Source organism: Dyadobacter sp. SRI_021 (assembly GCF_057586235.1).
The window spans coordinates 335,259-357,179 of sequence record NZ_JBYCZM010000003.1; the positions used below are offsets into that span (position 1 = coordinate 335,259).

General features: G+C 47.8%; 16 protein-coding genes. 4 read left to right on the forward strand and 12 right to left on the reverse strand.

Annotation, left to right across the window (positions count from 1 at the left end; translation table 11 throughout):
- Positions 1–277: 277 nt before the first annotated feature.
- Entirely contained in the window at positions 278–3,232 is a 2,955-nt protein-coding gene (gene porU2, locus AC2YIT_RS10725; protein ID WP_430844566.1) for a putative type IX secretion system sortase PorU2, read from the forward strand.
- Between the two features lie 50 nt (positions 3,233–3,282).
- Positions 3,283–6,591, forward strand: coding sequence for a putative type IX secretion system sortase PorU2 (gene porU2 / locus AC2YIT_RS10730; RefSeq protein WP_487279176.1), 3,309 nt, complete (start codon positions 3,283–3,285; stop codon positions 6,589–6,591).
- Positions 6,592–6,607: 16 nt separating this feature from the next.
- Here the strand turns inward: porU2 (AC2YIT_RS10730) and AC2YIT_RS10735 are convergent, their stop codons facing one another.
- The 8 genes from AC2YIT_RS10735 to gcvT all read right to left on the reverse strand — a co-directional run bounded on the left by AC2YIT_RS10735 (position 6,608) and on the right by gcvT (position 15,966).
- Positions 6,608–8,545, reverse strand: a complete 1,938-nt coding sequence (locus tag AC2YIT_RS10735) for an asparagine synthase-related protein (RefSeq protein ID WP_487279177.1) — start codon at positions 8,543–8,545, stop codon at positions 6,608–6,610.
- Positions 8,546–8,586: 41 nt separating this feature from the next.
- On the reverse strand, positions 8,587–8,742 hold the full coding sequence (locus tag AC2YIT_RS10740; RefSeq protein WP_430844570.1) for a lasso RiPP family leader peptide-containing protein: 156 nt from the start codon (positions 8,740–8,742) through the stop codon (positions 8,587–8,589).
- A gap of 135 nt (positions 8,743–8,877) precedes the next feature.
- Complete coding sequence (locus AC2YIT_RS10745; RefSeq protein ID WP_430844572.1) at positions 8,878–9,594, reverse strand: hypothetical protein; 717 nt, start codon at positions 9,592–9,594, stop codon at positions 8,878–8,880.
- Between the two features lie 22 nt (positions 9,595–9,616).
- Positions 9,617–10,270 (reverse strand): uridine kinase family protein, encoded by a 654-nt coding sequence (locus AC2YIT_RS10750; RefSeq protein ID WP_430844574.1) that lies wholly within the window; start codon positions 10,268–10,270, stop codon positions 9,617–9,619.
- A gap of 48 nt (positions 10,271–10,318) precedes the next feature.
- The gene (locus AC2YIT_RS10755; protein ID WP_430844576.1) at positions 10,319–12,145 is read right to left on the reverse strand and encodes a T9SS type A sorting domain-containing protein; all 1,827 of its coding nucleotides are present in this window, start codon (positions 12,143–12,145) and stop codon (positions 10,319–10,321) included.
- A gap of 9 nt (positions 12,146–12,154) precedes the next feature.
- Positions 12,155–14,122: a hypothetical protein gene (locus AC2YIT_RS10760; RefSeq protein WP_430844577.1), complete on the reverse strand. Its 1,968-nt coding sequence runs from the start codon at positions 14,120–14,122 to the stop codon at positions 12,155–12,157.
- Positions 14,123–14,143: 21 nt separating this feature from the next.
- A complete protein-coding gene (locus tag AC2YIT_RS10765) occupies positions 14,144–14,854 on the reverse strand; it encodes a 2-phosphosulfolactate phosphatase (RefSeq protein WP_430844579.1) in 711 nt (236 codons plus the stop codon).
- Positions 14,855–14,883: 29 nt separating this feature from the next.
- Positions 14,884–15,966 (reverse strand): glycine cleavage system aminomethyltransferase GcvT, encoded by a 1,083-nt coding sequence (gene gcvT, locus AC2YIT_RS10770; RefSeq protein WP_487279178.1) that lies wholly within the window; start codon positions 15,964–15,966, stop codon positions 14,884–14,886.
- Positions 15,967–16,126: 160 nt separating this feature from the next.
- Here gcvT and AC2YIT_RS10775 point away from each other — a divergent pair, with 160 nt between their 5' ends.
- Positions 16,127–17,296: an FG-GAP repeat domain-containing protein gene (locus tag AC2YIT_RS10775; RefSeq protein ID WP_487279179.1), complete on the forward strand. Its 1,170-nt coding sequence runs from the start codon at positions 16,127–16,129 to the stop codon at positions 17,294–17,296.
- 128 nt (positions 17,297–17,424) lie between these two features.
- Here AC2YIT_RS10775 and AC2YIT_RS10780 read toward each other — a convergent pair whose 3' ends face one another.
- From AC2YIT_RS10780 to panD, 4 genes are all read right to left on the reverse strand, one after another.
- Complete coding sequence (locus tag AC2YIT_RS10780) at positions 17,425–18,099, reverse strand: zinc metallopeptidase (RefSeq protein WP_430844584.1); 675 nt, start codon at positions 18,097–18,099, stop codon at positions 17,425–17,427.
- Between the two features lie 8 nt (positions 18,100–18,107).
- A complete protein-coding gene (rfaE2, locus tag AC2YIT_RS10785; RefSeq protein WP_223402330.1) occupies positions 18,108–18,596 on the reverse strand; it encodes a D-glycero-beta-D-manno-heptose 1-phosphate adenylyltransferase in 489 nt (162 codons plus the stop codon).
- A gap of 80 nt (positions 18,597–18,676) precedes the next feature.
- Positions 18,677–19,714 carry a lysylphosphatidylglycerol synthase transmembrane domain-containing protein gene (locus AC2YIT_RS10790; protein ID WP_487279180.1) on the reverse strand — a complete coding sequence of 346 codons (1,038 nt, stop codon included), beginning with the start codon at positions 19,712–19,714 and terminating at the stop codon, positions 18,677–18,679.
- 40 nt (positions 19,715–19,754) lie between these two features.
- Positions 19,755–20,105 (reverse strand): aspartate 1-decarboxylase, encoded by a 351-nt coding sequence (gene panD / locus AC2YIT_RS10795; protein ID WP_106597708.1) that lies wholly within the window; start codon positions 20,103–20,105, stop codon positions 19,755–19,757.
- A gap of 303 nt (positions 20,106–20,408) precedes the next feature.
- Here panD and AC2YIT_RS10800 point away from each other — a divergent pair, with 303 nt between their 5' ends.
- Positions 20,409–21,887, forward strand: a complete 1,479-nt coding sequence (locus AC2YIT_RS10800) for a Gfo/Idh/MocA family protein (protein WP_487279181.1) — start codon at positions 20,409–20,411, stop codon at positions 21,885–21,887.
- Positions 21,888–21,921: the final 34 nt, after the last annotated feature.

The window sequence follows — 21,921 nt, forward strand, 5'->3', positions numbered from 1 at the left end:
TGGTTTGGTTAGAATATTAGAGTACTTGTTGTGGACAAATATAAGGATGAAATTATTCGCCGGTTGAAAAAATCATGCCTGCGGCAACATCATTCGGCGGTTGTCGAAATGATTCGTTCTTTAAATCGGGAGGTTTGCGGTTCATTGTTCTATTTTGAAATTGTTGTATTTTTGTTTAACTATAATACAGTTCCAATTCCCACGTTGCAATCATTAAAGAGTTTATCGTTTATTATATATACTATCGTGTAATTTATGCACTATTAAATTTGAACTTATGAGGTTAAAAAATTTTACTTCACTTTTTGGTGTGCTTTTACTTTTTTTCGGTCTTGGCATATCCAATGTATTTTCCCAAAAATGGAGCGGAGCTAATGGGAATGAATGGCTTGCGGGTAAGTATGGGCAGCAGTGGGTGCGTGTAAGTGTTTCCACTAAGGGAATTCATCGCATTGCCATTTCTTCATTGCCTGCAGCGTTCCAGTCTGCCGACAAAGCGAAGCTTCAGCTGTGGCACCGCGGAAATCAGGTCAGCATTCTGAAAGCCGACAATACGGAAATACTTTTTTATGGTGTGCCCAATGACGGTGCGTCCGATGAATTGTTGTACCGCTTGCCGACTTCACGAAAGAACCCATATTTTAGCACCTATTCGAACATAAGTGCTTATTTTCTAACCATTGGGACCGATAACGGCTTGCGTGCAGAAGTGGAGAATACACCCGTTGATAACGGCGTACCTGCATCTGAATTTCATAATCAGGTTGAGTTAAAAACTTATCAGACCGAGTATACTCACTTTACTTTCTATTCGACACGTCCGGCTACTTTTAACAGCTTCTTTGAAGATGGGAAAACCGGAACGGGAACGCGTCTTCCGGTTGGTGCCCAGGCTACCAGCCCGGTTTATACAGCCAACCCGGTATCGAGTGCGCAACCGGCTACTCCTGCTTCCAATTTTAATTTTGCAGCTAAAAATGTTTATGGAGGCTCCATTCCAAAGGTTAAAATACTACTGAGTGGGCGGGGAGGAAGTGCACAGGTTCAGATCAAAGTGGGTAAGAATTCTTCTGCCCTGCGGCAAGTTACTACTGCCAACACATTTGATTTTGGTCCGTTGGAGGTGAATTTCGACCTTGATCCGGCGCAAGACTATGATGCTAACGGGGGTACCCTCGGTTTTCAGAGTGTTATCCCGTCGGCTTGGTTTTCAGTTAGCTACTTCACGGTATCATACAATCAGACGATCGATGCCCAGGGGTTAAATTCGTATGAGTTCAATTTTCCTGCTGCTTCGGCCGGGTCAAAATCAAGAATTCCCATCGCAAACCCACCGGCCAATGCGCTGTTCTATGACATATCAAGTGTTGATAACCCGCGTATTATTCAAGGGGCTGCGGCCAACTTGATGGTAAGTCGCAATGGCAACGCCTTAAAATTGCTGACGACAAATGATAGCCAGAACATCAATGTTCAAGCCGGGAACATATCGACTGTAACATTTCAGAACATTAATCCCGCGTCGTATAACTATCTGATTATAGCAGCCGATAACCTTCTTGGTTCAGCACAGGCTTTTGGTGCTTATCGCCAAAATGACTCTCCGGGCGTCAAGTATTCGCCACTTGTGATCAAGGCTAAGGATCTTTACAATGAGTTTAACTACGGTGAGCCAAGCCCTGTTGCTATCAAACGCTTTGTTGACTACATGATTTCAGACGGAAACAAGGAAAAGTTTCTATTACTGATCGGTAAATCAATTACACGTCCCGACAAAATTGTGAAAGAATTGCCCGACGAAGTTCCAACCGTCGGCTTCCCAGGTTCCGACCTACTACTCGTGGATGGTCTTGCTGGTACTCCGGAAGATGTTCCGGCAATTCCGGTAGGCCGTATTTCCGCTCTGACCGACGCTGAAGTAAATGGCTATTTACAGAAGGTGAAGGACTACGAAGCTCAAAAGGACATTGCTTGGAGAAAGAATGTAATGCACGTGAGCGGTGGTAAAGACACAGGGGAAATCAATCAATTCGCGAGCTATCTTTCGACAATCGGTAATATCGTTAATACTTCTCCCTTTAATGGGACCGTAATCCCGAAAATCAAGACACAGGCGGCTGATGTCATCGAAGAGGTGAATATCGGGACTGAATTGAATGGCGCCGGGCTCGGTATGATCAGTTATTTTGGGCATGGTTCAACTTACCGCACGGACCTCAACCCTGGCTATGTAACTGATCCCGCCAAAAATTATAACAACACGACGAAATTCCCGGTGTTGTTTTACAACGGTTGTGGTGTGAATAACATTTTCAGCAACCTTTTTGGAAGTACACCGAATACCAGTACTTCACGTCCTCTTTCACTCGATTGGCTCATTGCGCCAGGTAAAGGAGCCATTGTTGTCTTCGGAAATACCTGGGATGCCTATGCAAGCACTTCGAATGAATACCTTGATCGTCTTTACCCGCTGATTTTCTCGAAATCGGATAAAGCGCGTGGAACGATCGGGGAGATCCTGAAGGAAGTTGCACTGCAAACTAAAATAGCAAAGGGTTATACCTACAACCCAGGGCAGAATAGCCGTGTAGCGGCATTCTACGATGCGGATCGCGCGAACATCCACCAGGTGCTTCTACAAGGTGATCCAGCTCTTAAGATTCTGATTAATGAAGCTCCGCTACCGGTTAATTTAATCTCGTTCAATGCGAAGGCTGCGGGAACCAAGGTGGAAGTTACCTGGAAGACTGCTTCTGAAAGGAATAACAGCCACTTTATAGTCGAGAGAAGTTACAATGCCCGCAACTTTGAGGAAATCGGTAGAGTTGAAGGTAAAGGAGATTCAAATTCCGAAGTTTCTTATTCATTTACTGATTCAAAGCCTTTGGCGGGCACGAGTTACTATCGTTTGAAGCAGGTTGATTTTGATTCGGTGGTAGAAGGCTCTGTTCAAAAGGGAGAAGAGACGTTGTCAAGAATCGTTTCAGTGGAACTTGATAAAACCTCTGCAATGTCGGTTGCGCCGAATCCTTCGATAGAGTACTTTGAAATCAAACTCGACGTTCCGACGAAGATCAGCAAGTGGAGACTGGTCGATATCAATGGCCGGTTGGTAAAAGACAACGGGACCGGCAGCCGGGTGGATCTTTCGAACCTCTCTCCGGGTGAATATATTATCGAAGTTGTTACCGTCAATGGCGATAAATACATCAAGAAAGTAATCAAACTGTAATATTTAGGGGCATGGGTATCATACTCATGCCCCAATTTTTTATTTGAGCTATGTCACTGAGAGTTTTACGGTATTTGCAACTTGTTCTGTTGCTTATGATGGGAGTGTGCGAGGGAGCCTTTGCTCAATGGGGAGCACCATACACTAACTCATGGATCACATACGATCAGCCTTATGTTAAGTTGAAAGTATCCCAGAAGGGCGTTTACAGGGTGCCGTTTTCGGCCTTGCCGGCGGGTTTTCCGGTTAACCAGCCTGAAAAGCTTCAACTTTGGCATAGAGGCACTCAAGTTGCGATTCTCAGCGTAGCAAATAATGAAATTCTGTTTTACGGTATCCCCAATGATGGTGCCCTCGATTCGCTTTTGTACCGGCCGATGAGCAGCCGGTTAAATCCTTATACGAGCCTATATTCCGATGAAAGTTCGTATTTCCTTACCGTAGGAAAGGTCAACGGGTTACGGGCTGAAACTGTCGGGTCTGCGTCCGGAAGTGGTGTGGCGGTAGAGTCGCATATGCAAACGGATGTGAAGGCTTTTGCCAACGAATATTCCCTTAGTACGCTAAGCGCCATCAGGGCCAATTTTTTTAATAGCTTTTTTGAAAATGGTGCAAGTAAAACCGGTGTTACAGTCCTGCCCGGGAAATCTGTCACTTACAACTTCCAATTGACCAAACGCGTGACGGGAACAAAGCCGCAGGTAAAACTGATGGTACATGGGCGTAGCAACAACTCACGCTCGATTGAAGTGTATGTGGGTAAAACGGAAAGCGCCGTTCGGAAAGTTGGAGCCATTCCCAATGCGAACTTTGTAGCTTCCGTATATTCATTTGAACTCGAAGAGGCCGACCTCACAGCAGACGGTAGCGGCATATTTCTTCTAAAATCTGTGTCCTCAGATTCACGTGATAGGTTTTCATTGGCTTACTATGCTATTACTTATAACCAGGCATCAAGTATTGGTACTGAAAAGAGCCTGGAATTTAATTTTCCGAAGACGTCGGATGCTACCACACACGCAAAAATTGCGGGGACTTTACCTACCAGCAAACTCTACGACATTTCTAATCCGGATATTCCAAGAATTATTCCCGGTACAGGAGCTGATTTTACAGTGCCTCGCATCAAAGACAAGGCACTAAAATTACTCTTGACGAATGAAGTGCTGAGCATTAGTGCTAATAAGATCAACTCAGTCACGCTAATTAAACCGGACGTTAAGAAATATAATTATCTGATCGTTACAAATCAGACGCTGGAAGAAGGTGCCAAAACTTATGCAGCTTATCGTGCCTCGACAGAGGGCGGAGCATTTGTTCCTCTTGTTATCAGGATCACTGACATCTATGATCAATTCAACTACGGAGAGCCGAGCCCGGTGGGAATACGGCGCTTTGTTGACTACATGCTTTCGGATAATAACCGTGAAAAGTACCTGTTTCTGATGGGTAAATCGATCACCTTTAACGAAAGAATGGTACGCGAACTTCCGGAAGAAGTTCCGACGATCGGGTTTCCCGGATCGGACGTACTATTGGTAGAGGGGCTGGCAGGAGCTCCCAGGGAAGTGCCGGCAATCCCCGTCGGAAGGCTTTCCGCGTTAACGAATCAACACGTGTATGACTATCTGGCCAAAGTTAAGGAATATGAGCATAGCAATGTCCAGGATGTAAGCTGGAAAAAGAACATCCTGCATTTGAATGGGGGCAAATCGTCGTCGGAGATCACTCAGCTCAAGAATATCCTTGCAGGCTTGGCTCCTCAGGCCGAAAAGGGATATATCGGCGCAAAAGTTACGCCCTTCGTAAAAAAACAAGGAATAGGTGAGGTCGAATCGGTTAATATTACGCCGGAAATTAATGCAGGTGTAGGGCTTTTGACTTATTTCGGGCACGGTTCCACTACTGTTACGGACCTGGACATTGGTTACATCACGGACGCGGCGCGTGCTTATAATAATCAAGGAAAATATCCATTGCTGTATTTCAATGGTTGCGGAGTTGGGAATGTGTTTAGTGCACGTTTTAATACGAGCCCTTCATCTTCGGATCGGATTGCATTGTCGCTCGACTGGATTTTAGCTGCAAAGAGGGGAACGGTAGCATTGATCGCAAATACGTTTGATACGTATGTTTCTTCCACCAGCAATTATCTCGATAAGCTTTATACGACGCTGTTTCTTGATGCAAACACCTCAAAGCAATCGATTGGGAAAGTTCAGTTGGAAGTTGCCAAACGTATTTTTGCAGACGGCTATAATGCATATGACGTTGCTAATGTCCATCAGGCATTGTTACAGGGAGATCCTGCATTAAAAATGATATACGTCGCTTCACCCGACTACTCGGTTGATCCCGACGAAAGTATCCTCATCTATTCCGAGTCCTCTGATAAGACAATAGAAAAGTCGGCGACATTGACTGCTGCGATCGCCATTAAGAATCAAGGTAAATACAATGCAGGCGAAAAACTGCCTGTGGAGCTCACCTATGGTTTTCAAGACGGCACTACTGAAGTGAAGAGCCAGACTGTGGCTGCAATACCTTATTCTGACACAATTAGGATTACATTCCCTAATAAAGGAGCACTGAAGTTCGTACAAGTGAGATTGGATCGTGCGAATGTGATCCAGGAAATAAATGAGTCCAATAATATTACCGAACTTACGGTCGATTGGGAAATAGCGAAAACGCAGCATATTTACCCTGCTGAAAGAGTAAAAGACATCATAGCACCGGTGTTGAATGTAACCTTTAACGAGCGGGTGATAGAGGATGGCGAAGATGTGGGCGCTAAGCCGACGATTAAGTTCGTATTGACCGATGATCGTCTGATGTCGGCGGATACTAATCTAATGGATATTTTCATTAAACCATGCCTCGATAATACTTGTGACTTTAAGAAATTGGGTTACAAGAATCTGGTAGTTACCAAATTGGGGGACCGCGTGATCCAGGTAGAATACCGCACAGATCTTTCTGTGGTCGGTGGTTATGAACTTCTTGTTAATACGCAGGATAATTCAGGCAATGCGGCCGCAAACCCATATCAGATTAAGTTCAGAATAGGCGAAGGAGACGAGGGGTTAGCGCTCATAGCCTCACCAAATCCGGCAACTGATTATGTACGATTCCGCATAAAGGGCTTTAAGCTGGAAACTGTTCAGCAGGTTCAGTATATCATTTACGATTCACGTGGCATCAAGCTCCTGGACCATAGCTTTAAACCGGTTTCTACTCTTTCCGACTGGTATTGGACGTCAGACATAGGATCGGGAATGTATGTTTACAAGGCTATTGTGAGTAAGAGTGATGGTTCAAAGCAAACAATCACAGGAAGAGTGAATATACTTCGTTAGAGGAATTTTCCTGGAGCTATTGCAGGAGTTTTTCTGATTTAAGCCATTCAAACCAGGCTGCAACCGAAACTGTTCTTGTTACATGAAACATGCTTCGGTTGTAGTTTTCGATTGGTAGATGTTCCGTCTGGAGGAATCTGATTGTATCATCGAACTTCCTTCTATCGATGTATCGCCAGACCTCGTTTGTATCATAAAGCATTTCCTTCGCCTGTGCATAAAGTTGAAGGGTGGCACTTTTCCCCTGTTGCCCGACATGCGCTTTTTGTGACCTGAGTCTCACTTTCTCGGGCAACAGGCCTTTCATGGCCTCGCGGAAATGCGTTCGTCCTGAACCATCGCCAAATTTGACGGCCTCTGGAATGGACATACACAATTCAAAAAGCGATTTGTCTAAAAATGGGGAGCGGTTCTCGAACCCGTAATGGCGCCCAAAGATGAACCTGCTCTCGTTTTCACATACAGCGTGTTGATTAAAGATCTCCTCAAATGATTGTCGAAAAATAGCTGGGAGATCACCCCGTAACGATGTAGAAAGCACATCTAAGTCACCTGCTAAGTCGTTGGCGGTTTTCAGAAAATCCTGCCTTAAGAGAGAACTGGCTGGAAGTGTATCTCCTTTAAACTTTTTAACGAGGGACGAAAGGGCACGGGTTGCGAAGTAACTTGGGGCAAGGTCGAAATGAGCAGAAATTTCACGGTATAAGGCACAGAATTCGCGGAAGCCCATGGTCTTGATCGAAGTGGAAAGCCTGCGATAAAAAAAGTTTTGTTCCACAATATTGTTCCGCTGCTCAAAGCTTAGCTGATCCCAGTTTTTGTGTTGATCGGCTTTGGAATAGTATTGAGTGCGTTTAGAAAGTAATTCCTTCAAAAGACCCCATTTTCTCTCTTTGAAAAGCACCGTGAGGTATTCGAAGCCACTACCCACGATAGAGTCGCCTCCGTTACCATTTAAAACGGTCTGGCATCCGAGTTGCGAAGCAAGTTTCAAAACGCCGTCATAAAATGTAGGTGCAACAAATGCAGCCTGAGGGTACCCAAGTATTCTGGTGTGAGATGCGAGGGCTCCAAGTGGGTCATCCGATATCACAATTTCCCTATGATCCGATTTGATATTTCTGGCAACTTCTAAGGCATAATTTCTATCGTCGGAACCTGCACCCTGGGTGTCGTAATAGAAGGTATACAAGTGGTTTTCAGGTGCTAGTATCTTGGCAAATGTACTAACGGATGAGGAGTCCAGGCCTCCACTTAGATGAGAGCCAATAGGTACGGTGTCGAAAGGGAGAGAATTGTGTACTGAATTCTTGAGAAATGCCTTGAATTGCTCCGCATATTCAGGCAGTGTACCGGCATTTTGTGGAGGCTGAAACTTAGTGTACGGAGCGGAAGAACATCCCTGAGGTGTTATTGACAGTATATGCCCGGGCAATACGCTCTTTATTTCTTTGTAGAACGTTTCACCATTGTAATCTATGGACTGATCCCGCCTAAAAGTAAGAAAGGAGTGAAGACGACTATCGCTTGGAGTGACGCTTGCACCTCCGCTTTTGGCTGATATCAGGAGTGAATGTAAGTCGGTAGAAAATAAACAGAATTGGCCGGGTATGAATAGATAGTATAGTGGGTGAGTGCCAAAGATATTCCTTGCAAGGTGGAGAGTTTTTTCAGTTTCCTGATACCAAATCCCTACTCCCAGCTTGCTTCCAGAGGATTTGAGATAAGTCTTAAAATCAAAAAACGATGTCAAAAAAGGAGTGTCTGAACTCCATATTTTAACATCGTTTTCATGATATCCTTCAAAACCAACAATTGTGGTCTCGCGGAATAGACGCTGATTTGAGACGCTTGGATATTTTAGAACCCCAGTTTCCCAGTTGATTGACAGGCCTGATTTTGATTTTTCTAGCTGAAAAGTTGCTCCTAGTAGTATAACACCCTGAATCAGCATTTAGGACAAATTCAAAAGGCAAGGCCTCAGATCACTTTAAATCAAGCATCTGGTGCGTAGTCCATTTCGTTCGTAGCATCGTCCAATTGGCTACCTAATTTACCTTTAGTCAACTTGCTAACACTTCCGTGCTGAACGAGGACCGGCTTGCGGTAAGACTTTTTTGTCTGTGTAGAGTGCGATGTCAATGTTTTCATTGTTTATCGGTTAATGAATGATTAATACCAGTATCCGTCGTAAATTTAGATAGATAAATTGAATTTGCAAACATTATTGCAAGCGAATATGAAAAAAACAAGTTTTGGCTGATTGAACCGGGCCTGTTTAGCTAGTTACCGGCTGCCAAATTCTACGATTCTCCGCGTTTTGTGGTTACCTGATTCTACTTTCCCAGATCCGATGCAGTCGTCGCTTTGGCAAAATTCAAAGGCGGTCTGATCATCGGAGATAAGTCCCACGCCTAAGCCGTATTGCTTGATAGTTACATATTTGTTGATGATCGAGGTGTCGTTCCGCTCAACAACCGTCAGTACGTTATCGAACGACTGTTCCCCGATTTTAACCGATTTGAACCCGGGCTCATAATAACAATCCTGTTTATCGAGGTTGTTGTAGCTGTTGCCGTTCCAGGTTGTGCGTGAATCGATCGGGAACGTAAGAGACAGGAATGGCTGATTATCTATATTGGTAACCAACTTGTCCGGGTATTTGTGAATGATGTATTCTTTTACCTTTTGCCAATAGTCCGTTGATGAATTGCGGGTTAATCTGGCAATAATGTAAGTGACAATCCCAGCCGAGTCGGACGCAATTCGATCGACTTCGTCCCTTTCTTGCCACTTGGTGACAACGGGCGCTGCCTGACCGGCGGAATAAACCTCCTGATTGACATCGTAGACAATATAGTGCCCGATCTCAAGTGGATAATATTCGTTGGGATTAAGCGATTCGGTTGTGTCGTCGCAAGCGGAAAAAGCGATTGAAGCAATTGCAAGAATAGTAATGTGTTTAGCGAAAATCCCGCCAATCGTCTGTAAAGAATTCTTCATTAACTCGGTTAAATTTTGATGACTATGACGAATGTTTGTATTGCTCTTTTAGTTTTCCTTTCAAAAACCCAATCAGCACCTGTAAACCAGTATCGAACCGGGAGTTGTTGTTGATGATCATATCTGCTTCGGCGCGCAGCGGAAGTATAAATTTATCGTAAGTAGGGGCGACGTGGTGTTCCCAACGGTAAAGGACATCATCGAGATCATAGCCGCGCTCGCTATTATCACGAATAATCCGCCGTTTTATTTTAACGTGCTCCTTCGCATCTACGAAAATTTTCAAATCAATCAGCCGGGCAATTTCGGGGAAATAAAAAACAAAAATACCTTCCACGATGATAATCGGCTTTGGCTCGAAATGTAATATCTCGGGCGTAATGAGCGGATTATTGAACGTATATTCCTTTTGCTGCACGGAACGACCGGCCCGGAGTACGGCAATGTGCTCCGCGAAGAGATGATGGTCTATAGTTTCGGGTAGGTCGAAATTTTCAACCCCGTTTTCGTCCCGCGGGATTTCATGGATGGGGCGGTAATAATTGTCTTGCGAAATCCGCGTAACCTCGTCCGTACCAAACGCGTCGATGAGGTTTTTCATAAAATAGGTCTTGCCGGACGCACTTCCGCCGGTAATTCCTACAATGTAAGGTGCTTTTTCCTGATTCGACATCATACAGTCTGCTGCGCCCAATAATCGGAACGCCTGGATTAATTTATGATTTTAATTGATAATTGCCAACTTACCGGCCTGTTGCTCAGTGCCGTCGGCCGATACAACGAACACCATATAGATTCCTGCCCGCGCCCGGCGTCCCGTGTAGTCGTTCAGGTTCCATGAAGCCAGCCCGCCCTCTGAACGCGTTTCAAATACGAGCCTGCCCGTGAGGTCGGTGATTTTAATGGTCGTTTGGGCGGTCAGGCCGCTGATGCCCACATTGCCCGAATAACCTGGCCGGACGGGGTTTGGGAAAATGGTGATACGGCTAATGTTTTCGGTCGCCGCTTTGGCATCGCTTTGGTAAGAAACCATTCCAGCCGGCGTGTCGATAAACAGCAAACCGGTTTCCGCTTCAAACCGAAGCGCGTTGATTACATCCGCTGGCAGCGGGCTGTCGGTAGATGTGAATTTCCGGATCAGCTCGGTACCGTCGGCATTGAAAAGGTAAAGTCCTGTCCGTGTGCCGATCCATTTCCGGTTCCCCGGTTCAACGGCCAATGCTGTGCATTCTTCATTATTGAAGAGCCTTCGTTGACCGTAAATGGGTAAGATCGCATCTACGCGGGTTGCATTTAGAACGTCATCCGGAATAAAATAGCCTGTGCCTTTTGCACTGGCAAACCACACAAAGCCGTCCTGGTCCAATGCGAGGCTATTGATCTTCGAAGCGGGTAAAGTACCGGTGCCTATCGACGTTGAGAGGACTTTTTTCCGCGAACCGTCCTTGCTGCTTACCATAATGCCTCCGCCCAGCGTTTCGGACAGGCGGGTCCATGATAAGCCATTGTGGTCGGTGATCGTCGAATCGGTTCGGGGTGAAACGGTTGTGTCTCCCTGAGCAGGAGAAATCTGTCTGAAGTCGGAAAACTGATTGGTGACCAGACCATTTATCTGATCGGCGACCCACAGTGCTTTGGGACTTTTACGAATACCGGACCGGATGTTACTCCATAATGGACTACTGTAAGTCTGAGCGGTATAAAGGGTGTCCAATGTGAGAACCGTATTTTGGGTACTGATTGTCAGAAAATCGTCCGTGTCAAGGATTCTCAAGGCGGGAGCATTGGAAGCGTAAACCAGTTTCCAAACTCCCTTTTCATATTTCAAAATTCCCTTTCCCGGAACGGCTGCATGAATTGATCCTGCAAAGAACGCAATGCCGGAAACGCTGCCGGGGCTCGCTACCGGCTTCCAATTTCCAAAATATTGCCTGTTTACATTCCCAAGCATAGACGTGCCGAGTATGCCCTGGGAGGTTAGGAGATAAAGGGAGTCCCCCGAAAATGCGAGATCGCTCACGGCGAGCTGCGTGCCATTGGGGCCGATATAACGATAGGTTTCTTCTACCTGCCGAAGTTGTGTATCCAGAACGAGCACCCCGAAACTGGTTGCCAGGTAGGCCAATTTTTCCCTGAAAACGATGCGTCGGACTGCCTTATCGGCCGGCAAACCCTGCGTTTCATTCAATAGATCCCAGGTCTCGATCTGGTCAGGTTCTGCTTGTCCATTAAGGTATGCAAAATCGATGGTGCCGTTGCGATAAGCCAGCATAAGAAGCTGAGCTTCGGGCAGGTAGGCCATTACACTGATACCCGTATGGCTGAGACCGTTCGCTTTGGAGAACGCTCTGGTCTCCCCGTTCTCAGGATTAACAGCAAAGAGGCCATTGTAGGAGGCGCAGTAGATTAATGGACCGGTATTTACAACCTGTTTGGCAGAGAGGTAATTGAAATGGCTTTGCCATTGGTACAGCGGCAAAGCCTGTCCGAGAATGCGCGAAGGGTCGAATGCGGCAGCCAATAAGAAAAACAATATCTTCCCTTTGCGCATGGTTATATGCTAGTTTTCTACCGTCACGACGGCAGAGCCCCGCCCGGTTCCGGCTCCGCATCCACTTTTCAGTGAACGGATGGTGTATTCTGTGGTAGTAGAAGGTGAGACGGAAATCAGGTACGGGTTAAGGAATGTCCCGTTGATCGCCGTGCCGTCCGAAAGTGTGAACGACCATGGCGGAAGCCCGTTTTTGAACCTCAATTGAATGCGGGTAGAGCGTCCGGCAGAAATCGTACCGCGCCCGGAAACCTCCGCAATAGCCTTGTCAGGGGCAACCACTTCCAGCTCTTCAATGGCGCTCGAAACCGCTGGAGAGGATGAAACGATACGGATTTTCTGAATTTTGGTAGTGTCTCCCGGTGCCGCCGCAGCGATTTTTACCTGCATGACGGTCGGCGTTACCGTGGTAGGCAGCGTTACAAAACGGCCGGATTTATCGGTCATCTGAACTGTAAACTTGTTGTTGGGATTATAGCGGCCTTCCGTTTTGTACGGAATATCAATGGTAGAACCTGCACACACCATATTTTGCGGCAGCTTGTCGAGCGTAATGCTCGCCGGCGGGGCTTTCACAGTGACTTTCGCGGAGCCTGAGAATTTACCTACACCGCATAAACCACCGGCCGAGCTAATTTGGTAGTTGGTATCATAAAATGGTTTTACCTTGATCTTATGCGGGGATTCCTGAATATTGTTCTCATAGGTTCCGTCCGAAAGCAGCACGAACCAGGGGCCTCCGCCAGTGAATTTCACCGTCAGTTCACCCGATTCATTTTCGCCTAATCTCAATGAATCCTTTTGAAGAGTCGCCACGGTAGGCGATACGATGGAAACGTTCGTAGTCTGGCTTACTAGGTAAGGCGCGGTGGAGGTCACACGCAGGCGATACTCACCGGGTTTGTAGCTATCGGGGATTTGGGTGGTAATATAACCCGACGAGTCAGGTGTTGAAATGTTCTTGAATGCACCGCTGCGTTCCGCGATTTGAACAACGAATTTATTCCCTTCCTTATACTTGCCTGTTGCGTTGAAAGGTACCTGAAATGGTACGCCCGCGCAAAGCTTCGCAATCTTCTCAACTTCTTTCAGTTCCAGTTTAGGCTCCGGGTTATTGTTTACGTTCACAATAGCTTCGCCGGAAGTGGTACCGCTTCCGCAAGCATTGGAAACGCCCGTTACCCGGTATGCTTTTACGTCTGTCGGTTTAACAGTAATGTAATGCGGGTTCGAAAGCGTTTGCAAAACCGTGGTACTGTCCGAAAGGCGGAACGACCATGGCGCAGCACCTGTGAGGTTTATGCGCAAATGCGCCTCCTGCCCGGGCATGATGCGCACAGTCTGCGTTCCGTCGATCATGTCGATCTTCGCTGCGGGCGCTTGCAGCAGCCTCAACGGTACTTCCTGGCTCTTTATAACCGGAATAGAAGAGACGATTTGAAGCCGGTATACTTCGCCGCCGACTTTATAGGAAGGTATCACCGCCTTGGCAGGACTTTTCTTCACGGGAAGCGAGATAGGCACCGACTTACCGGTGGCATCTATAATATGTACAATAAATGTATTGTCCTCGTCAAACGGTCCATCGGTTTTGAATGGGATGGTCACATTAGTACCGGGGCAGACTGAGAGGTATGAAATATCCTCGATTGTGATCTTGTAGGCATGCATGCTGTCGGCCTTTTCGACGGGGAGCTTGGCCTCGTTCGCTGCTTCGGTGAGCGTGTCACCATTGGCCGATATTCCGCTGGGCATGGTGGTATCCGCCACAGCTGTGTCGCCAGCCGGAGCTGCCACCGCGGGAACCTGCGCTTTTGTCGTGTCCTTTGCAGCTGGTGCCTGTGGCCTGGCTGGTTCGGGGGCTTTTTTCTTGGGAGTAATGAGCTGTTTTCTTGGAGAAGCGGTCCTGCGCTGGGCCTCAGCGTGACCAGCCATTAAAAATAACCCTAGAAAAATGACAAAGACGAATCGGAACATGCAATTAGGATTGAGTAAATATTAATTCATGGAAACCAGCGTGCCGCCTCTGAGAACCGGAACTACGTCGTACAGGTCGGTTTGCAGACAGTAAGAAATGTCTTTCTGAATGCCCAGGCGTTGCAGGCGCCGTACGTGCGAGGAGTTGGCTACACTCGCCAGCAGGTTATCGCGGCTTTGCTGGTATAAACGCTGCGCCATCAGGGTTCCGTCTTCGAGCAGCATAAATTGATCCTTCAATGCTTCGGCTAATGCCCCTGCAAACAGGGTGTCCTCGAGGTTGGGACGACCTTTCCAGCCCGCACATAGCACGAGCACGTCATAAGGTTCGGTTTTCAAATGATTGGCTAATGCCCCCAGGTTCAGGAATGAACCGATCATCACTTTCACCGCCGACGATTTCGCCTGGGAGATAGACAATGTCCCATTGGTCGTCGTCATCGCGATCTGCGCCCCGATGAGGCTTTCGTGCATATAGCTGAACGGCGAATTATCCAGATCGAAGCCTTCCACTTTCCGGGCATCACGTTCGGCGGCAGCTATATATCCTTTGTCTTGCAAAAATTTACATTCCTCTACACTAGCGACCGGAGTTATGCTTTTTACCCCGTAAGCGAGACCGGTTACCATACAGGAGGTGGCCCTGAAAATATCGGCCACTACCACTATTGAATTATCCAGTTTGTGTAAATGAAGTAAATCCGGAGTAAGACAAACGTCAAGTTGTTTCATAAAAATGCAATCGTACTGAATAGGAGGGGTTAGTTTTTAACAAAAGGTGTTTTCACAACTTGCGCTTTCAACAGTCTGTCGCGCACTTTTACGAAAATTTCGGTACCTGCTTTGCTGAATTCGGTAGGTACGTAACCCAATCCAATGCCTTTTTGCAAGGTTGGTGATTGCGTGCCGGATGTCACCTCGCCCAATTTGTTGCCTTTCGCATCGCACAGTTCGTAATGCCCGCGCGGAATGCCGCGGTCGATCATCTCGAAACCGACCAGTTTTCTTTTCAGCCCGGCCTCTTTCTGTGCCTTCAACGCTTCGGAATTGATAAAGTCCTTGGTGAATTTGGTTACCCAGCCCAGGCCGGCTTCCAAAGGTGACGTTTCGTCGTCGATATCGTTACCATAGAGGCAGAATGCTTTTTCCAGCCGCAACGTATCGCGTGCGCCCAGGCCTACTGGCTTGATACCAAACTCTGCACCCGCTTCGAAAACGGCGTCCCACATTTTCTCCGCATCCTCATTCTTTACATATATTTCAAAACCTCCCGCACCGGTGTAGCCGGTTGCGGAAATGATAATGTCTTTAATCCCCGCCATCTCGCCAATTTTGAAGGTATAATACTCCATCGACGCGAGGTCCACGTCGGTTAGTTTCTGTAATGCGGCAGTTGCTTTTGGTCCTTGCACGGCCAGCAGGCAAAGCGAGTCGGACAGGTTTTCCATCGCCACACCTTCCGTGTTCTGGCTCTGGATCCAGTTCCAGTCCTTTTCGATGTTGGAAGCATTTACTACCAGAAAATAATCGTCCTCGGCAATGCGGTATACAAGCAGGTCATCCACCACGCCTCCGGTGGCGTTGGGAAGGTAGCTGTATTGCACTTTTCCGTCATACAATGCCGTAGCATCATTTGCGGATACTTTCTGGATCAATGCGAGTGCACCAGGCCCTTTTACGCTGAATTCGCCCATGTGCGATACATCAAAAACACCCACGGCGTTTCTTACGGTGTGATGTTCATCCAGATCCGACGAATAACGGACAGGCATTTCAAAACCTGCAAACGGGACCATTTTTGCGCCTAGACGGATGTGAAGCTGATGTAAAGGGACTGTTTTCATGAAGGATATCTGGTTTTACAATAATTCACAAAAGTAGGGAATGCAGGGCAAAGCGACACAAAAAACTGTTTTTTCAATGTCTGCACAGTGTATTTTGAAGTATATTGTTAAAAAATAGGTTAAAACTTTTATCCACCGGCGGGTACCGGTTTTCAGGAATATGAATAAACGACTATTGTTCTCGATCGCATTTTCAGTAGCGGGCAGTGCATTTGCACAGACGGCGACTTTTAAAGGCGAGACGATCGACGATAAGATAAGTATCGGCTACGGCGTAGCTTCCGGTGACGTGGATGGCGACGGTAAGCTGGATATTTTGCTGGCAGATAAGAAGGAAATAGTCTGGTATAAAAACCCCGGGAAAAAAGACGGCGCATGGACGCGCTACGTGATTGCGAAAGACCTTACCGAGCAGGACAACGTCTGCATCGCCGCCCGTGATATCGACGGCGATGGCAAGGTGGAAGTGGCAGTAGGCGCGGGCTGGAACCCTTCCGAAACGAAGGATTTGAAGACCTCGGGCGCCGTGTTCTACATGATAGCGTCGAACGATCGGACGAAACCCTGGGAGCCTGTGCGCCTGCATCATGAAGTGACCATTCACCGGATGCATTGGGTCAAAACCGCGGACGGCCCTTTTCAATTGGCTGTGCTGCCATTGCACGGCGAAGGGAATACAGGCGGGAACGGGGCGGGCGTAAAGCTGATTGTTTTTGATGTGCCCGAAAACAAAAAAGGAATCTGGCCCTACCATCTGGTTGAAACCAATATGCATATGACCCACAATTTCCAGCCCATGGAAATTCCCGGCAGAATGGCCGGTTTATCCATTGCGGGCAAAGAAGGCGTGCAGGTGTTCCTCAACGGAGCGGATGGTTGGGCGGCTTCGGGCAACTGGATGGTACCAGAGCGCGGGGTAGGGGAGATCAGAACCGGCAGTCTGAGTAAAAAACAGTTGTTTACGGCCACCATTGAACCTATGCACGGGACCGCGTTGGTAGTTTATACCAAAGACAGCCGCACCGTACTTACCGACCGTATGAAGGAAGGCCATGCACTAGCCTGCGCTGATTTCTTCGGCCAGGGCCGCGACCAGGTGGTAATGGGTTGGCGTAACCCGAATGTAACTGGCGAAACCGGCGTACGGATTTACGTGGGCTCCGATCCGGAAGGCAAGAAATGGACGGAATATACTTTGGATGAGAGCATCAAAATCGCGTGCGAAGACTTGTTGCCTGCCGATTTGGACGGCGATGGAGACCTGGACATTATCGCCGCCGGCCGTGCGACGCATAACCTGGTCGTGTATTGGAATCAGCGGAAGAAATGAGTCCAGGGTTTATGAGTCTAAAGTTTATGAGTTTAGGGTGAAATGAGGGGCAAAAAAATGTCAGTCCCCGCGAACGAAGACTGACATTAATATCAACTTAGACTTTATACTCTTAACTCTAAACTATTCTAATCCCGACGCCCCATCAGCAGGCTCACATAATAAAGCAATGTGGCCAATGAACCGATTGCGGCTACGAGGTAAGTACGAGCCGCCCATTTCAATGCATCGGCTGACATTACGTATTCGCGTTCGTTCACAATGCGGTTTTTCTGAATCCAGGCCAATGCGCGGTTACTCGCGTCATATTCAACCGGTAATGTAATGAAGCTGAACAATGTGGTTACTGCGAACAATGCCACACCGATAGTCAGCGGAATGATTGTGGTATTGATCAAAAGCACACCGATCAGGATGATCCATTGCATATACTGCGACGCAATGCTCAGGAATGGTACCATTTGCGAGCGAAATTGCAGCCAGCTATATGCGGTAGCATGCTGCACAGCGTGGCCGCATTCGTGGGACGCCACAGCCGCAGCGGCTACACTACGTCCATAATATACATCGGGACTGAGGTTGACTGTCTTATCCTGCGGATTGTAGTGGTCGGTCAGCCGGCCTTCTACGGACACCACTCTTACGTCGTAAATGCCGCTTTCCCGGAGCATCGTTTCGGCGATTTCCTTACCGCTCATCCCGTTGCTCAATCCTACCTGTGAATATTCTTCAAATTTACTCTTCAAGCGCCATTGTACGTAAAAGCTCACGCCCATTACGATCAAAGCAATCAAAAGTCCCATAGTTATTGCTATTTATATCCTTGTTTTATTTTCTCGATCAGTGCGGTAGTTGAGTAGCCTTGTACCAAAGCGATCGTTTTTACCTCACCTCCTCTACCTAAAACAAAATCCGCGCCAGCAATGTTCTCGATCTTATAATCGTCACCTTTGACCAAAATGTCAGGTTTTACGGCCTCGATCAACTGACTAGGCGTCGGTTCGTCGAACAAAATGACAGCATCGATGAATGATAATGCGGCCATTAGCCTTGCTCTTGCATATTCATTGACGACCGGTCTCAACGGTCCTTTCAGGCGGCTTACCGAGGCGTCGGTGTTCAGGCCGAGCACCATTCTATCGCCCAATGCGCGGGCTTTTTCGAGGTAATCGATGTGCCCGAGATGTACAATATCGAAACATCCGTTGGTGAATACAACTTTTTGCCCGGCGCGTTGCCATGCTTCAACGGTCGGGATCGCTTCTTCTAGTCTCAGGATCTTGCTTTCTGTCAAATTCATTGTAAAAGACAATATGGATTTAAGAAATGGAATAACGTAACATACTCCATTTCCATTTTTCAGGACTATTAAAGTTACAATTAGTTTGCCGCAGATACTTGCTCGGGCTCCTCTACTTTGTTTTTGTTCACAATCAGCACATACAAAAATGCCAATGCACCGATCACCAGCATGAACAGCATTTGCGCGCCGTGGATGAATGTCGCCAATGTGATGCCGTCGTTCTGCGAAAGTCCGTAAAGCACCATTACATTACCGACGAGCAGATGGTAAGCACCAATCCCGCCCTGCGTAGGTGCCGTCATACCGATCGCACCGACTACGAGCAAGGTGAGACCCGCCAACGGGCCGAGGTGGGAAGTTTCGGGAATACAGAAAAAAAGCACGTAGGAGACCAGGTAATAAAGCACCCAGATCAGAATGGTGCTAAAAATGAAAAGACTAGGATTACGGAGCTTGCGCACGCTCAAAAGTCCTTCGAGCATCCCTTGGGCGAAGCCGATCACCTTGGCGATGATCGCATTTTGCTGCAATTTGTTACGCAGTGAGGCATTTTTGAAAATCATAATGCTCACGATCGCAATCGCCAGCAGGCCGACGATCAGAATGCTAAGCAGCATACCGCTACCCGAGCCGCCGCCCTGGCTTCCGCCTATTTTACTTTGGAAAAAATCGGTGAAGAAAGTGCTGAGCCGGTCGAATTCGAGGATGAAATTCAATCCAATCATCAACACCAATATGATAACATCGAAAATGCGCTCGGCCACCACGGTACCGAAGCTGAGGCTCACCGGAATGCGTTCGAGGCGGTAAAGTGTCCCGCAACGCGTTACCTCGCCCATGCGGGGCACGATATAGTTGGCAAAGTATCCCGTCAGCACCGACATTGTGCTGTTCACAATGCCCGGCTTATGGTCCAGCGGTTCGATAAGCATCCCCCAGCGCCATGCACGCACCATGTGTGCGAGCAGGAGGCAAACGCATGATACGGCGATCCACCGCCAGTCGGATTGGGCAAAACGGTCGAGCATTTCGCCCAGGTTGATATCTTTGAATACAAACCAGAGCAGACCGCCTGCCAGGACAAGCGATATCGTGTAACGCAGTATATTTTTCATGCTATGCTAAATTGCTGTATCGTGTAGGGAATGCCGGAAGTTAGCCTACCAAGTGGTTATTGTGGTCTGGAAAAACCACCATCGGCTTGAACGTCTTGGCCTCTTCCTGGCTCATGCTGCCGTATGCGATGATGATGATAATGTCGCCGATCTGCACCCTGCGCGCGGCCGCGCCGTTGAGGCAAATCATGCCCGAACCCCTCTCACCTTTGATAACATATGTGACAAAACGTTCGCCATTGTTATTATTCACAATGTGAACCTGTTCATTTTCTATGAGTCCCGCTGCGTCGATCAGATCCTCGTCGATCGTGATGCTGCCAACGTAGTTCAATTCCGCCTGAGTCACCTTAACCCGGTGAATCTTCGATTTCATTACTGTGATTTGCATTACCCGGTGGTATTGGTCTAATTGAAATGCATTACCCCGCAAAGTTACAGGAATAATACCCAGCCATCAAAACATAGTCGCCGGTGGGACGGTTCCCGCGCACGTACGCGGGAGACTTATTCCCGTAAATAGCCTGAAATGCAACGATCCGGCGTATTGGAAGTAATAATTGAAATGACCCTTTTGGTGGGTTTCATGAGAACATTATTATATTTAAGCGGGATTTAATAGTATTCGATCTGTAATAAGAACTTATTCCTTTAATCTATATTAATCTACTTTATTTTTTCATTACCAAAACCGATGAGTACAGAAAACAAACCGAAAGACGTTAATCGCCGGGATTTTATCCAGAAGACCTCCGCGGCGGCCATTGGAAGTTTCTTCATAGTACCCCGCCACGTGCTGGGGAAAGGATATAAAGCACCCAGCGACAAGCTGAATATCGCCGGTGTCGGTGTGGGTGGTAAAGGTTTTTCTGATACCAACAATGCATGGAACAAAGGCGCCGAAAACCTGGTGGCACTTTGCGACGTAGACTGGGGACAGCCGCAAGTGAAGAAGAACTTCGAACTGCATCCCGACGCGAAGAAGTACAAAGACTTCCGCAAGATGTTTGACGAAATGGACAAGAGCATCGATGCGGTAACGGTTTCGACGGCCGACCACATGCACGCGATCATCGCGATGGCGGCTATGCAGCGAGGCAAGCACGTGTACGTACAAAAACCCCTTACCCACGATATTTACGAGGCACGTATGCTCACCGAAGCTGCGCGCAAGTACAAAGTGGTAACTCAAATGGGTAACCAGGGTGCTTCCAATCCTGCGCAGAACCAGATGAAGGAATGGTTTAACAAAGGCCTCATCGGTAACGTCCACGAAGCACACGTTTGGACCAACCGTCCCGTTTGGCCGCAAGGTATTCCTGTACCAACAGGCAAGCACGAAGTGCCTGCGGATATCGACTGGGAACTGTGGGTAGGCTGCGCCGAATGGGTGGATTACAACCCGGCATGGCACCCATTCAAATGGCGAGGCTGGTGGAACTTCGGTACCGGTGCATTGGGCGACATGGGTTGTCACTTGATCGACCCGGCGTTCCGTACGCTAGGCCTGGGTTATCCAACGGAGGTTGAATGCTCGGTAGGCCAGGTATTCATCAAAGACTGGACACCAGAATACATTCCCGAGGGTTGCCCGCCGTCATCACGCGTTCAATTGAAGTTCCCTGCGAACAAAATCAACAAGTCGGAAGTGACTTTGACCTGGCACGATGGCGGCCTGCGCCCGTTCCACCCGGATCTGATTCCGGCAAACGATCCGCTAGGAGAGCCGGATAGCAGCAATGGCGTGCTTCTGATCGGTGAAAAAGGTGTTATGACTTGCGGAACCTACGGTATCGCACCCAAAGTGTACCTCAAAGACGGCACCAAGCTGGAATACAAGCAAGGTGATTTTGGTAACAAATACACGACCATGCCGGAGTTTGGTCATCACGTGTCGTGGAGCGATGCTTGCAAAGCGGGTTTCAACAGCAAAGAGCATAAAGCGCTTACTTCATCGTTCGATTACGCGGGTCCATTGACAGAGACGGTGATCATGGGTAACCTCGGTATCCGCAGCTACAACCTCCGCACCGCGAAGGCCGACGGCAAAGGATTCGACTACCCGGGCCGCAAGAAGCTCCTGTGGGATGGCAAGAATATGAAGGTTACCAACTTCGACGAAGCGAACCAGTTTGTACAGCGCAAATACCGCGGCGACTGGAAATTGGCATAATCGTTGTCACGCTGAGCGGACGGGGCCGCCCGGC

Bases quoted from the DNA above. Each gene is read 5' to 3' on its own strand.
- AC2YIT_RS10760 (WP_430844577.1), bottom strand. From the start codon at position 14,122: ATGTTCCGATTCGTCTTTGTCATTTTTCTAGGGTTATTTTTAATGGCT.
- rfaE2 (WP_223402330.1), bottom strand. From the start codon at position 18,596: ATGAATTTGACAGAAAGCAAGATCCTGAGACTAGAAGAAGCGATCCCG.
- AC2YIT_RS10735 (WP_487279177.1), bottom strand. From the start codon at position 8,545: ATGCTGATTCAGGGTGTTATACTACTAGGAGCAACTTTTCAGCTAGAA.
- AC2YIT_RS10790 (WP_487279180.1), bottom strand. From the start codon at position 19,714: ATGAAAAATATACTGCGTTACACGATATCGCTTGTCCTGGCAGGCGGT.
- panD (WP_106597708.1), bottom strand. From the start codon at position 20,105: ATGCAAATCACAGTAATGAAATCGAAGATTCACCGGGTTAAGGTGACT.
- porU2 (WP_487279176.1), top strand. From the start codon at position 3,283: ATGTCACTGAGAGTTTTACGGTATTTGCAACTTGTTCTGTTGCTTATG.
- AC2YIT_RS10740 (WP_430844570.1), bottom strand. From the start codon at position 8,742: ATGAAAACATTGACATCGCACTCTACACAGACAAAAAAGTCTTACCGC.
- AC2YIT_RS10775 (WP_487279179.1), top strand. From the start codon at position 16,127: ATGAATAAACGACTATTGTTCTCGATCGCATTTTCAGTAGCGGGCAGT.
- AC2YIT_RS10755 (WP_430844576.1), bottom strand. From the start codon at position 12,145: ATGCGCAAAGGGAAGATATTGTTTTTCTTATTGGCTGCCGCATTCGAC.
- gcvT (WP_487279178.1), bottom strand. From the start codon at position 15,966: ATGAAAACAGTCCCTTTACATCAGCTTCACATCCGTCTAGGCGCAAAA.
- AC2YIT_RS10780 (WP_430844584.1), bottom strand. From the start codon at position 18,099: ATGGGACTTTTGATTGCTTTGATCGTAATGGGCGTGAGCTTTTACGTA.
- AC2YIT_RS10800 (WP_487279181.1), top strand. From the start codon at position 20,409: ATGAGTACAGAAAACAAACCGAAAGACGTTAATCGCCGGGATTTTATC.
- AC2YIT_RS10765 (WP_430844579.1), bottom strand. From the start codon at position 14,854: ATGAAACAACTTGACGTTTGTCTTACTCCGGATTTACTTCATTTACAC.
- AC2YIT_RS10745 (WP_430844572.1), bottom strand. From the start codon at position 9,594: ATGAAGAATTCTTTACAGACGATTGGCGGGATTTTCGCTAAACACATT.
- AC2YIT_RS10750 (WP_430844574.1), bottom strand. From the start codon at position 10,270: ATGATGTCGAATCAGGAAAAAGCACCTTACATTGTAGGAATTACCGGC.
- porU2 (WP_430844566.1), top strand. From the start codon at position 278: ATGAGGTTAAAAAATTTTACTTCACTTTTTGGTGTGCTTTTACTTTTT.